Source organism: Pseudomonas sp. JC1203 (genome assembly GCF_056175065.1).
The window spans coordinates 306,945-320,106 of record NZ_JBWCAM010000003.1; the positions used below are offsets into that span (position 1 = coordinate 306,945).

The following is a 13,162-nucleotide window of genomic DNA, read 5'->3' on the forward strand; positions in this document are numbered from 1 at the left end:
TCAACTCCTTGCGGAAAAATCGATACGCGGGTCGACCAGCCGGTAGCACAGGTCGCCCACCAACTTGATCACCAGGCCCGCCAGGGTGAACAGCAACAGCGAGCCGAACACCACCGGGTAGTCACGCGCCACGGCCGCCTCGTAGCTCAAGCGCCCGAGGCCATCGAGGGAAAAGATCACCTCGATCAGCAGCGAGCCGCCAAACAGCACATTGACCAGCGCGTTGGGCAAGCCCGCCACCAGCAACAGCATGGCGTTGCGAAACACGTGCCGGTACAGCACCTGGCGCTCGCTGAGGCCCTTGGCCCGCGCGGTCACCACGTACAGGCGGCTGACCTCGCTGAGCACGCTGTTCTTGGTCAGCAGGGTCAGGGTGGCGAAGCCGCCCACCACCAGCGCAGCCACCGGCAGCACCAGGTGCCAGAAGTAGTCGGCGACCTTGGCCAGCGGCCCCAATTGGCTGAAATTCTCCGAGACCAGCCCGCGCACCGGGAACCAGTCCAACGCCGTACCACCGCCAAACAGCACGATCAGCAAAATGGCAAACAGGAACGCCGGCATGGCGTAGCCGAAAGCGATGAGCGCGCTGCTCCAGCCGTCGAAGGCACTGCCGTTGCGCACCGCCTTGCCGATGCCCAGCGGGATCGACACCAGGTAGGTGATCAGCGTGGCCCACAGCCCCAGCGACAGGGTCACCGGCAGCTTGTCGAGGATCAGCTCGGTGACCTTGGCGCCGCGGAAGAAGCTGGTGCCCAGGTCCAGGTGGGCGTAGTTGTCCAGCATCAGCCACAGGCGTTGCAGTGGCGGTTTGTCGAAGCCGTACTGGCGCTCGATCTCGGCCACCAGCGCCGGGTCCAGGCCACGGCTGGCACGGCCAGCGCCGCCGGCACTGTCGCTGGCGCTGCCGCCGCTGGCCACCGCGCCCAGGCCTTGCAGGCGGGCAATGGCCTGCTCCACCGGGCCGCCCGGCGCCGCCTGGACGATGGCGAAATTCACCAGCAGGATGCACAGCAGGGTCGGCACCATCAGCGCCACGCGCCGCAAGCTATAGGCCCACATGACGGTCGCCCTCCTCGGCCCGTTGCATCTGCGCGCTGGTCAGCGCCGCCGGGCTTACCTGCCACCAGGTATCCAGGCCGGGCTCGTTGGCGGCCTGCACGGCGGGCCGGCCGTAGCGGTTCCACCACACCGAGGACACACCCGGCGGGTAGTAGTTGGGAATCCAGTAGTAGCCCCACTGCAGCACCCGGTCCAGGGCGTGGGCATGCTGCACCATGGCGGCGCGGCTGTCGGCTTTCACCAGGCCGTCGATCAGGCCGTCCACCGCCGGGCTGCGCAGCACCGAGTAATTATTGGAACCGGGGTCGGCGGCGCTGGCCGAGCCGTAGTAGTTGTACAGCTCGCGCCCCGGCGTGGGCGTGACCGGGTAGGCGATGACGATCATGTCGTAGTCCCGCGCGCGCACGCGGTTGGTGTACTGCGCGGCGTCGACCTGGCGAATGTTGAAGCCGATGCCGATCTGCGCCAGGTTGCGCTTGAACGGCAGCAGCAGGCGCTCGAAACCGCGCTGCACGTTGAGGAAGGTGAAGTTCAGCGGTTGCCCGGCGGCGTTCACCAGTTGGTCGCCCCGTGGGTGCCAGCCGGCGCTTTCCAGCAGTTGCAAAGCTTGCAGCTGCTGGTTGCGGACGATGCCGCTGCCGTCGGTCTTCGGCGCTTCGAAGGCCTGGCTGAAGACTTCATCGGGCACTTGCCCGCGCCACGGCTCAAGTATTTTCAGCTCTTCGGCGCTGGGCAAGCCGGTGGCGGCCAGGTCGCTGTGCGAGAAGTAGCTGCGCTGGCGCAAGTACATACCGCGCATCATCTGCCGGTTGCTCCATTCGAAGTCCCAGAGCATGGCGATGGCCTGGCGCACGCGGCGGTCCTGGAACATCGGCTTCTGCAGGTTGAAGGCAAAGCCCTGGCTGTTCTCCGCAGCGCCCGGCGCCAGGTGTTCGCGCACCAGGCGGCCGTCATCCTGGGCGGCGCCGGCATACCCCAGGGTGTAGGCCGTGGCCGAGAACTCGCGGTTGTAGTCGTAGCCGCCCGCCTTGAGCACCTGCTGCGACACCTGGGTGTCACCGAAGAATTCCACGCTCAGCTCGTCGAAGTTGTACAGGCCGCGGCTTACCGGCAGGTCGCGGCCCCACCAGTGCTTGTCGCGCTCAAAGTGAATGCTGCGGCCGGGGTCAACGCGGCTCACCCGGTACGGCCCGCTGCCCAGCGGCGGCTCGAAACCGCCGCCATTGGCGAAGTCGCGGCTGCGCCACCAGTGCTCGGGCAGCACCGGCAGGCTGGCAATGTCCAACGGCAGGTTGCGGTTGCCGTTGTCCTTGAAGGTGAACAGCACGCGGGTGGGCGACTCCACCCGCACCTGGTCGACGTCGGCGAACTGCTGGCGGTACTTGAGGCTACCCTGGGTCATGAACAGGTTGAAGGTGTAGCGCACGTCCTCGGCGGTGATGGCCTGGCCGTCGGCGAAGCGCGCCTGCTCGTTGAGGGTCAGGCGCAGCCAGCGCCGGTCCGGTGCCAATTCGAACTGCCGGGCCACCAGGCCGTAGACGGTGTAGGGCTCGTCCTTGGCGCGGTAGCCCAGCGGCGCATACAGCCAGCTGTCGACCTGGGTCACCCCGGTGCCCTTGTCCACATAAGGAATGATGTGGTCGAAGGCGCCATCCTCCATCGACGAGCGCCGCAGGCTGCCGCCCTTGGGCGCGTTGGCGTTGACGTAGTCGAAGTGCTGGAAACCATCGCGGTAGCGTGGCGCTTCGCCGTAGACGGTGAGGTACCCCTGGGGGGCACCCCACGCGCTCGGTGCCACGCTGGCCGTGGCCAGCAACACGGCAAAGACGTGTTTGCCTGCCAGGTTGTGCAGCGAGGCGCGGTTTTTTATAGGGCTGGCCTTAGCATTCATTGGCGCTAACCGTTGCCTTGTCAGATTCAAAGTGCATAACGCCCACCGTCAGAAGTTGTAGGCCAGCTTGGTGAACAGCACGCGGCCATAGGGGTCGGCGTACTTGGGGTCGTAGCCGCTCTGGAAGGTGTAGGTCTGGTTGCTGAACGGCGGCTCGCGGTCGAACAGGTTCTGCACACCCACGGTGAAGTCCACGCTCTTGCGCCAGTGGTAGGTGCCCGACAGGTCCCAGACGTTGTACGAACCCACGCTGTGGTGGGTGTCCGGGTCGGAGTCGTGGTAGCCGCTGGTGAAGCGGTTGACCAGGCTGGCGCCGTACGGGCCCAGGTTCCAGCTCAGGGCCAGGTTCTGGCGCCAGCGGGCGATGGCGCCGGCCGAGGTGAAGTCACCGCCACGGAAGTCACCGAGCTTGTCGATGAAGGGGCCGCCGATCTGCTCCTGGTAGTCATAGCGGGTCACGTAGGTGCCCTGCAGGCCCAAACCGAACTGACCGTAGGGGGTGTTGGGGAAGCGGTAGTCCAGGGAGACGTCGATGCCGCTGGTCTTGACCTTGCCCAGGTTGGCGAGGCCGGTGACGATGTGGTCGATGGAGCCATCGGCCTTGCGCACGATGCGGTCGGCGAACGCGTCGGGGTTGTCGAAGATCGCCGACTCGGGGAACTCGGCGATCTGGTTGGCGATTTTGATCCACCAGAAGTCCAGGCCCACCGACAGGTCGCGCACCGGCTGGTAGACGAAGCCGAAGGTGACGTTGCGCGCAGTCTCCGGGCTCAGCTGAGTGTTGCCGCCGGTGCGGCTGAAGAACTGCTGGGCGCAGTCGCGGTTGGCGATGCCGCCGTTGCTGGGCCGGCCGCCGGCGCACAGGCGCGGGTCGTTGTAGTTGGCGTTGGTGAAGGTGGTGTAGTTGGGGTTGTACAGCTCATACAGCGACGGCGCGCGGAAGCCCTCGCTGTACGCGCCGCGCAGCACCAGTTCCTTGAACGGCTGGAAGCGGAACGAATACTTGGGGTTGGTGGTGCTGCCAAAGTCGCTGTATTTGTCGTGGCGCACGGCAGCGCTGACTTCCAGGGTGTCGAGCACCGGCACGTTCAGCTCGGCGTATTCGGCCTGCACCGAGCGGTCGCCCGACACCGCGGCATTGGGGTCGACGCCCAGGCTCTGGACGTCGGCGGCGAACGGTTGGTAATCCTGGTGGAACTCTTCCTTGCGGTACTCGCCGCCCAGGGCCAGGGCGGCAGGGCCGGCGCCGAACCAGTCGCCGATGTCGCGGCTGGCACGGCCGTCGATGGCCTTCACGCGGCCAATGGAGGTGCTGTAGTCGCCTTCCACGGCGTTGGCGGCCAGGTAGGCGGCGCCGGCCGCGCTTTGCGGGCCGAACGGGTTGATGGTGCCATCGGCAACGCCGGCGGCCACCGCGCTGTCGTTGACGTAGCCGCTGTTGATGCTGCCCACCACCTTGTTCTGGTTGTACGAGGCGCCCAGGTTGTAATCCCAGCCGGCGGCGTTGCCTTCGAAGGTCAGCAGCAGGCGCTGGTTGGTGTTGTCGTCGCTCTGGCGCCGTGGGCCCTCGGCGCTTTCACGCCAGTTCACGTCCACCGGCTGCGTGGGGTCGAGGGCAAAGCCCGTGGGGCCGGGGGTGACGCCGTTGCCGGGGTAGTAAGTGGTGCCGGGGTTCACCTGCAGGCCGGTCAGCGGTGCGGCGCCCACCTGGGTGCGGCTCTGGTTCTTGGCGAAGAAATATTCCAGGCTTACTGTCTGGTCATCGGCCAGCTTGCCGCTGGCCTTGGTGAACAGCGAGGTCTTTTCCGATTCGGGAATCAGGTCCAGCGAGCTCCACAGGCTCTCGCGGCAGATGCCGTTGCGCAGGATCAAACCCGGGGCTTTGCAACCCCCGCCCGCCAGCGGGTTGGTGGCGTTGCTGCCCTGGCTCCAGTTGGCCGGCGAGGTGGTGCCCGAGGTGTAGTCCAGGCCGCGGCCGGGCTGGTAGTTGTAGGTGTAGCTGCGGTCCTTGGCCGCCAGGCTGTCTTCCTTGTCGTAGTTGGCCACGGCGAACACGTTGAAGCGGTCCTCGTCCAGGTCGCCGAAGCCATAGCTGGCGCTGAGGTCGTGGGTGTCGCCGTCGCCTGCGTGGGTGGGGCTGGTGAGGCCGCCGCTGATGGAGCCGCCGACCACGCTCTTCTTGGTGATGAAGTTGATTACGCCGCCGATGGCGTCGGTGCCGTACAGGGCCGAGGCGCCGTCGCGCAGTACCTCCACGCGGTCCAGGGCGGCGAAGGGGATGGTATTGAGGTCGACGCCGGCGCCGCTGATGGCGTTGTTGCTCAGGCGGCGACCGTTGAGCAGCACCAGGGTCTTGTTCGGGCCAATGCCGCGCAGGTCGGCGAACGAGGCGCCGCCACTGCTGGAGCCCACGGCACGGCTGGAATTGACCGAGGACTGGTTGCTGGCGATGCGGCTGACCAATTGTTCGGTGCTGGTGACGCCCTGCTCCTTGAGCTGCTCCACCCGCAGGATGGTCACCGGCACGGCGGTTTCCGCGTCTACCCGGCGGATGGCGCTGCCGGTGACTTCCACCCGCTCCAGTTGCGTGGTGGGCGGCGTGGCGCTGGTAGCGGCGGCAGGTTGCGCGCGGGCGTCGGCGCTGATGACCACGCCGGTGGCGGTGGCCTCGCTGTGCAGGCCGGTGCCTTGCAGCGCAGTGCTCAAGGCCTGCTCGGTGTTGAGGTCGCCCTGCACCGCTGGCGCCACCTGGCCGCGCACCAGGCGCTGGTCGAAGGCGATGACCTGGCCGGTCTGCCGGGAGATTTGCAGCAGCGTCGCATCCAGCGGCCCGGCCGGCAGGTCGAACGGCACCGCCTGCGCCCACTGGGGCACAAGGTTCAAGCCCAGCAGCAGGCCGGCACTGATACGCGTCAAGGTAAATGGCTTCACGAGGGGGCATCCCTGATATCTGGTTGTTTCCAGGGTTGTGCAGCGAGGGGCCGGGTTTTACAGGGGGGCGGTTAGATGGAAAGGTGCTGAGCTTATGCAGCTGCTACGGGGCTTTTGTGGGAGCTGGCTTGCCAGCGAGCTGTGTGGCCCTAAAAGCTCGCTGGCAAGCCACCTCCCAAAAAACACCTGCTGCTAAACGCCGTATTTCATAAAACGTCCACCACGTCGATGGTCACCCAATACGCGCTGTAGCGCGTGACCGCGATAGGCAGCGACAGGCCCAGCAACTGCAGCGCACGGTCGCTGTCGTCGAGCGGAAAGATGCCGCTCAGGCGCAAGGCAGCCGCCCTGGCGCTGACGCGAATCACGCCGGGGCGATAGCTGCGCAGCCGTTCGATGACCTGCCCCAGGCTCCAGTCGCGGGCTTCCAGGCGGCCGTCGATCCAGGCGGCGTCGGCGTCGCTGGCGGTGCTGGCGAGCAGGAACTGCTGGGCGTCGAAGCGCACGCTGCGCCCTGCGTCCACCACTTGCCGGAGGCCACTGCGGGTAGTAATCAGCGCCTGGGAATGGAGCATGCTCAACGTTGTGCCGCCCTCATCGCGCTGCACCACGAAGCGGGTGCCCAGCGCGCGTACCTGGCCGTGCTCGGTCTCGACGATGAAGGGCCGCTGTTCGCGCGCCACGTCCAGCCACAAGCCGCCCTGGTACAGGTGCAGCAGCCGCTCGGTGGCGTCGAAGCGTTCGGCCACGCGGCTGCGGGCGTCCAGCACCAGCGCGCTGCCATCGTCCAGGGTCAGCGCCTGGCGCTGGCCGGTGGCGGTCTGCAGGCCAGCGCTGCCTGGCCAGGCACCGTCGTGGCCCAGCCACTGCGCGCCGCTGACCAGCGCCGCCAGGCCCAGGCTGCCCTGCAAAAAACGCCGGCGGCTGCTGGGCGCCTGCAAACTGCGCAACAGCGCCTGGCGTGGCACGCCGCGCAGCGCCGCGCTGGGCAATTGGCCCACGCCCTGGGTCATCCGCTGCCACACGGCCTCATGCTGGGCATCGCTGGCCCGCCACTGCGCCAGGGCCTGCACCTGCTGGTCATTGACCTGCCCCGAGTGCAGCAGCGCCATCCACTGCGCCGCTTCGTCGATGACCACGCTGTCGGGCACCGGGCTGTTCATGCGTCGGCCATCAGGTGGTAGCAACGGGCAAACGCCTGGGCCATGTACTGTTGCACGCGGCTGGTGGACACCCCCAGCTGCGCGCCGATCTGCGCATAGGTCAGGCCGTCCAGCTGGTGGCAGAGGAACGCCGCCTTGGCCTTGGCCGACAGCCCGTCCAGCAGCCGGTCCACCGCCACCAGCGTCTCGATCAGCACCGCGCGCTCCTCGGGCGAGGGGTGCACCTGCTCGGGGGCCAGCGCCAGGCTTTCCAGGTACGCCCGTTCCAGATCCTGGCGACGCCAACCCTCGTATACCAGGCGCCGCGCGATGGTGGTCAGCAACGCACGCGGCTCGCGAATGGCCGACGGGTCGGGCAGCGCCAGCACCCGCAGGAAGGTTTCCGCCGCCACGTCCTGCGCATTGTGCGGGCACCCCAATACCCGGGCGATGCGCCCGCACAGCCAGCCGTAGTCACGCTTGAACAGTTGGCCAATCAGGGGGTAATGCGTAGTGGGGGTGGCGCCCATCGGTTGCTCCATGCCTTGAATGCAGAACGGTAAAAGGCCCCGGCTGGGGCGTGGCCCGGCCACTCTGCAACAAAGCGGGAGATTTCAGGAAGGAATTAAAAGTTTACAATTGTGATACAAAAGGCATAAGGCCAGCCCGGTGGGAGATTGCCTTCCAGGGGCCGGCGCAGACGCTCGCTAACCGGGGAAAAAGCGGTTCGCCGGGCGCGGCAAGCCGAGGTTTTCACGCAAGGTATCGCCCTCGTACTCGCGCCGGAAAATCCCCCGCCCCTGCAGCTCCGGTACCACTTTGTCGACGAAATCATCGAGCCCGCCGGGCAACCACGGGAACATCACGTTGAAGCCGTCGCTGCCCTCGCGTTCCAGCCATTCCTGCATCTCGTCGGCGATGCTGTGCGCGGTGCCGACGAAGGCCAGGCCCGCGTAGCCACCCAGGCGCTGGGCCAGTTGGCGCACGGTGAGCTGCTCGCGGTCGGCCAGGGCCAGCACCCGTTCGCGGCTGCTTTGGCTGTCGTTGGTCTGCGGCACCGGTGGCAGGTAGCCGTCGGGGTCGAAGCGCGAGGCGTCGGTGCCCAGGGCGATGGACAGCGAGGCGATGGCGCTTTCGTAGTGCACCAGGCTGTCGAGCCGGGCGCGGATGGCTTTTGCCTGTTGCAGGGTGTCGCCCACCACCACGAAGGCCGCCGGAAGAATTTTCAGGTGCTCGCGTTCGCGTCCCAACGGCGCCAGGCGCGCCTTGACGTCGGCGTAGAACGCGCGCCCCTCCTGCAAATTGCTCGGCGCGGCAAAGATGACCTCGGCGGTTTCAGCCGCCAGCTGCCGGCCGGGTTCGGACGAGCCCGCCTGCACGATCACCGGCCAGCCCTGCACGGGCCGGGCGATGTGCAGCGGCCCGCGCACGTTCAAATGCGCGCCACGGTGGTTGAGTGTGTGCAACCTGGCCGGGTCGAAAAACTCGCCGCTGTCGGCGTCGCGAATGAAGGCGTCGTCGGCCCAGCTGTCCCACAGGCCGGTGACCACGTCGTAGAACTCGCGGGCGCGGGCGTAGCGCTGGTCGTGGTCGAGGTGCTGCTCCAGGCCGAAGTTTTTCGCCGCGTCGGGGTTGGAGGTGGTGACGATGTTCCAGCCGGCGCGGCCGTTGCTCAGGTGGTCCAGGGAGGCGAAGCGCCGGGCGATGTGGAACGGCTCGTCGAAGCTGGTGGACGCCGTGGCCACCAGGCCCAGGTGCTCGGTGGCCTGGCTCAGGGCCGAAAGCAACGTGAACGGCTCGAACGAGGTAGCCGTGTGGCTGCGCTTGAGGGCGTCCAGCGGCATGTTCAGCAGCGCCAGGTGGTCGGCCATGAAGAAGGCGTCGAACTTGCCGCGTTCCAGGGTCTGGGCCAGGCGCTTGAGGTGTTGGAAGTTGAAGTTGGCGTCGCGCCAGGCACCCGGGTAACGCCAGGCGCCGGTGTGGATGCTGACCGGGCGCATGAAGGCGCCCAGTTTCAGTTGTCGCGTGGTGCTCATGGGCAGGGTTCCCTGTGCCGTGCAAAAGCCGGCAGCATTCCCCGACGGCGCCGTGGCCGTCCAATAATCGATGGTGCGCGGTTATGCCGGCGAAGCATAAGCGTTGCCAGCTGCGGCCTGGCTGCCTATAGTGGCCACCACGGCGTCATCCACGCCGCCATCCGCGGGAAGGGCTGCGCCCAGGACACGAATCGCTTGCCTGTCATCACGACTCCCAGCCATGAAGCGGACCTTGGTTGCACAAGGAGATCGTATGCCCGCCCCAACCCTGTCATCCCACACCGATGGCCGCATCAACCTTGAGCAGCAGCGCAAGCGCGCCAAGGAACGCCTCAAGCAGCTGAAGCAGCAACCGCCCTTCGACCAGACTCTGGCCGACGCCCAATGGCAGATAGCCAAGGAGCTGGGCTTCAGCAGTTGGCCGAAGTTGAAGGCCCACGTCGACGCCCTCGACTTCGCGGCGCGCCACCCCGATTTCGCCGCCAGTGACGAGCCGCGTACCACCCATTGGCGCTGCGGCAACGACATCGCCCACAGCCTGCAGCTGGCCGGGTTCAAGGGGCGTTTTTGCATGCTCACCGACCCACTGTGCATGGGGCCGGTACAGCAGTTGCCGGCCGCGGCCTACAGCCGCCAGCGCAGCCAGTTCATCAGCCGGGCATTCGGCATGGACCTGGCTGAAGTAACCCGCCGCTTCGATGCCGAATACCGCGACCTGGCCGAACTGGGCAATGGCCAACCGGGCGTGTTGTGGTGCGAAGCGGACGCCTACGACCAGCTGTTCCTGATGCGTGCGCTGGCCGGGCTTGCGCAGGTGCCTGCAGGCCTTGAGTTGATCGAGGTGAGTGAGGTGCCTGGCGTCGAGCGCTTCATCGGCATCGGCCAACTGGCGCCCGACGTGCTGGCCTGGCTGTGGCCACAACGCCGGCCCGTGGACGCCGCCATGCTGCAGCTGGCGCGGCAGGCCTGGCAGGCGTACTGCGAGCCCTCGCCGGTGGCGCTGGCCGCCCTGGCCCGGGCCGACCACCCTGCCCTGCCCTTGCTGGGCCGCGCGTTGCGGCGCCAGCTGCAGGAGCTGCCGGGCGTGCACGACGGGTTGTCGCTGACCGAGCGCCTGGCGCTGAACATCATCGCCGACGCCGGCACATTGCCGCTGGGCAAGGTGTTCGGCCTGCTGATGCTGCGGCATGAACCGCTGCCGTATTTGGGCGACCTCATGTTCCACGCCATGCTGCGGCCGTTGATCGATGGCGCCAAGCCCTTGCTGGCCGAGCACGAACCGCAGTTGCCATGGGCGCAGCGGCCGCTGCAACTGACGCCGTTGGGTGAACAGGTGTTGGCGGGGCTGGCGTATTGGCCTGACCTGGCCAGCCATGAGCGTTGGGTGGGTGGCGTGTGCATAGCGCCTGGTGCGGCGCATTGGGCCATTGATGAGCAGGGTGTGCCTGTGTGGCAGGTTCGCAAGTAAGACACCGCCTGCGTATGCCGCTTAGATCGCGTCGTCTGCATCGCGGCCAAGGCCGGCTCCTACCACGCACGGGGTAGGAGCCGACTTTAGTCGCGATGCAGGCAACGCGGTTTCAAGACACTGGCGGCAGCGGCTACACCAAGACCGCGGCTATAGTTACCGCGCAGTTTCAGCAGCACCGCAGTGGTAGCGGACGCAGCCTGCGGCAGCTGCTACGCGAATCTTCCGTAGCAGCGGCCGCAAGGCCGCGTCCTCGGGCACCGCGGTTGTCCAGCAGCACCGCAGTGGTGCCGGACGCAGCCTGCGGCAGCTGCTACGCGAATCGTCTGTAGCAGCGGCCGCAAGGCCGCGTCCTCAGGCACTACGGTTGTCCAGGTGCACCGCAGCGGTACCGGACGCAGCCTGCGGCAGCTGCTACGCGGGGTTTGCGTATCGGGCTCAGTAGCCGCTGAGGATCTGCACGATGGCGCCGGTGGCGATGGCTACCAGCACGTAGTCGCCGTTCACGTACAGCCAGCGGTGGTCACGCGGTGGCTGGCGCAGGTGACGGGAGTGCCAGTCAGTGACCCAGTAGCGGTCGCCGCGGTATTGCTGGGGCGCGAAGCCGCCGCGGTGCCATTCGCTGTGCGGCCGGGGCATGCCCGGTTGCGGGCGGTAGGCCTGGCCGCCACCACCCGGGCCGCCTGGGCGATGCTGTTGCTGCTGGCCACCATGCTGTGGCGGACGCTGCTGCTGGCCGCCGCCGTGCTGCGGGCCGCCACCGCCACCCTGCTGCGGGCGACCCTGCTGCTGGCCACCGCCGTGGCCACGATCAGGGCCGCCGTTGTCCGGGCCTGGCTGGGCGAAGCTCGCCAGCGGCGTCAGCAGCATCAGGCAGGCACAACCTGCCGCAATGATCTTTTTCATGTGCATCTCCATGGGTTGTCGAGCAGCGCTCGATCTCACGCCTTTGAGTATCGGTTAAAAAAGCGCAGGAAACGTCTGCAAAGGGTAAATTTTCGGTCAGTTTCGTGGCAGCGCGGTGGCCGCCGCCGGGTCTTCGGCAGAGTGCCCGCGCAGGAACAGTTCGGGGTAGCGGTTCCACAAGTCCAGCAACGCCTGCACCGAGCGCGAGGCCTGCTTGATCTGCAATGCCGTGTCGTCGAACTGCGCACGTTGGCGGGTGCCGTCGGCGACACTATCGACCACGCCCTTGAAGGTTTGGTTCGCCTCCAGCAGCGTATCGCGCAACTGCGGCACCACCTGCTGGTTCACCTGCTGCACCACCAACGGCAACTGCTGCAGGCTGCGCGTCAGGTTTTCCGACAGCTGCCGGGTAGGCAGGCGCCCGGCCATGGCCATGATCTGCTTGAGCTGGTCTTCCATCACCGACAGGCTGCCCGACACCGTGGGCACCTCCAGCGGCCGCGCGGCGTAGTCGAATTTCACCGGCGCCACGCCCGGCACGAAGCCCAGCAGGATGTACTTCTGCCCGGTCAGCAGGTTGCCGGTGCGCGCCTGGCCGCGCATGCCGTGCTCGATGAAGCGGCCCACCAGCATGGCGGTGGTGTTCTCGTCGTCACGGCCCAGGTCCTTGTGCAGTTTTTCATGCACCGCACCCAGGCGGTTGGGGTAGATGACGGCGCCCACGTGGGTCACCGGCTGCTGCCGCGCCTCGTCATAGTCCAGGCGCACCGAGGTGACCCGGCCAATGCTCACGCCGAAGAATTCCACCGGCGCGCCCACCGCCAGGCCGCGCACCGAGTCGTCGAAATGCATCACCAGGTAGCGGGCATAGCCCAGTGGCCGGGCCAGGGCATCGCCACGCTCATCGAATAGGGTGAAACGGCTGTTGGCGGCGGCCACCGGCGGGCTGTCGGGGTACGGTGGATTCTGGAACGCCACCGCGCCGTTGAGCACCGCGGCCATGGACTCGATGTTCACCTCGCGGCCGCCCACGCCCACGTTGATATCAACGCCGCTGGCGTTCCAGAACCGGCTGTTCTGGGTGACGAAGCGGTCGTTGGGCGCGCTGATGAACACCGTGACGTCGACGCCGCTGCCCTCCCCGCTCAGGCCCCGCCCTATCACCCGGCCCACCTGCACGCGGCGGTAATACACCGGCGAGCCGACGTTCAGCGAACCGAGGTCGTCGGCGTGCAGCACAAAGCGCGTGCCGGTCTCGCCAAACAGGGTGGCAGGCGGGTGTTCCAGGCCGCGAAAGCGCTCGGCCTGCTCGCCCTGGCTGCCGGCGTCGGCACCGATGAAGCTGCCGCTGAGCAGGGTCTTCAGCCCGGAAATCTCGTTGAAACCGATGCGCGGGCGCACCACCCAGAACCGCGTGCCCTTGTCGGCGAAGGCCTTGGCCGAAGCGAGCAACTCGATGCCGACATCGACCCGGTCGCGGTTCTTGTCGATATCGATGGCAACCACCTTGCCGATGGGCACGTGCTTGTACATCACCTGGGTGTGGTTGACCTCCAGCCCCTCGGCGGTGCGGAACGTCACGGTGATGCGTGGCCCCTGGCCGATGAAATGCCCGGACAGCACCAGCACGGCGGCAATGGCCGCGGCCAGGGGCAGCAGCCAGAACAGCGAGAATCGGGAATGCGGGCGCTCGCTCACGCAGCGTGTCCTGTACGACGGGTGTCACTGA

The 13,162-nt window shown here is 67.2% G+C and carries 9 protein-coding genes; 1 reads left to right on the forward strand and 8 read right to left on the reverse strand.

Going from position 1 to position 13,162, the window contains the following annotated elements; genetic code table 11:
- The 6 genes from AC0SZ7_RS06775 to AC0SZ7_RS06800 form a co-directional block, all read right to left on the reverse strand.
- Positions 1 to 1,059, reverse strand: coding sequence for a microcin C ABC transporter permease YejB (locus AC0SZ7_RS06775; protein WP_475503657.1), 1,059 nt, complete (start codon positions 1,057 to 1,059; stop codon positions 1 to 3).
- Entirely contained in the window at positions 1,046 to 2,950 is a 1,905-nt protein-coding gene (locus AC0SZ7_RS06780; protein WP_475503658.1) for an extracellular solute-binding protein, read from the reverse strand. The genes AC0SZ7_RS06775 and AC0SZ7_RS06780 overlap by 14 nt, the downstream gene beginning before the upstream one ends.
- Before the next feature lie 48 nt (positions 2,951 to 2,998).
- Entirely contained in the window at positions 2,999 to 5,824 is a 2,826-nt protein-coding gene (locus AC0SZ7_RS06785) for a TonB-dependent receptor (RefSeq protein WP_475503786.1), read from the reverse strand.
- 263 nt (positions 5,825 to 6,087) lie between these two features.
- Positions 6,088 to 7,044 carry a FecR domain-containing protein gene (locus AC0SZ7_RS06790; protein ID WP_475503659.1) on the reverse strand — a complete coding sequence of 319 codons (957 nt, stop codon included), beginning with the start codon at positions 7,042 to 7,044 and terminating at the stop codon, positions 6,088 to 6,090.
- Positions 7,041 to 7,553 carry a sigma-70 family RNA polymerase sigma factor gene (locus AC0SZ7_RS06795; protein ID WP_475503660.1) on the reverse strand — a complete coding sequence of 171 codons (513 nt, stop codon included), beginning with the start codon at positions 7,551 to 7,553 and terminating at the stop codon, positions 7,041 to 7,043. Before AC0SZ7_RS06795 ends, AC0SZ7_RS06790 begins: the two co-directional genes overlap by 4 nt.
- A gap of 177 nt (positions 7,554 to 7,730) precedes the next feature.
- Positions 7,731 to 9,059, reverse strand: coding sequence for an LLM class flavin-dependent oxidoreductase (locus AC0SZ7_RS06800; RefSeq protein WP_475503661.1), 1,329 nt, complete (start codon positions 9,057 to 9,059; stop codon positions 7,731 to 7,733).
- Between the two features lie 253 nt (positions 9,060 to 9,312).
- Here AC0SZ7_RS06800 and AC0SZ7_RS06805 point away from each other — a divergent pair, with 253 nt between their 5' ends.
- Positions 9,313 to 10,527, forward strand: coding sequence for a DUF1835 domain-containing protein (locus AC0SZ7_RS06805; protein ID WP_475503662.1), 1,215 nt, complete (start codon positions 9,313 to 9,315; stop codon positions 10,525 to 10,527).
- Positions 10,528 to 10,965: 438 nt separating this feature from the next.
- Here AC0SZ7_RS06805 and AC0SZ7_RS06810 read toward each other — a convergent pair whose 3' ends face one another.
- Both AC0SZ7_RS06810 and AC0SZ7_RS06815 read right to left on the reverse strand, forming a co-directional pair.
- Positions 10,966 to 11,433: an RcnB family protein gene (locus AC0SZ7_RS06810; protein WP_475503663.1), complete on the reverse strand. Its 468-nt coding sequence runs from the start codon at positions 11,431 to 11,433 to the stop codon at positions 10,966 to 10,968.
- Positions 11,434 to 11,529: 96 nt separating this feature from the next.
- Positions 11,530 to 13,131: a PqiB family protein gene (locus AC0SZ7_RS06815; protein ID WP_475503664.1), complete on the reverse strand. Its 1,602-nt coding sequence runs from the start codon at positions 13,129 to 13,131 to the stop codon at positions 11,530 to 11,532.
- Between the last annotated feature and the right edge of the window lie 31 nt (positions 13,132 to 13,162).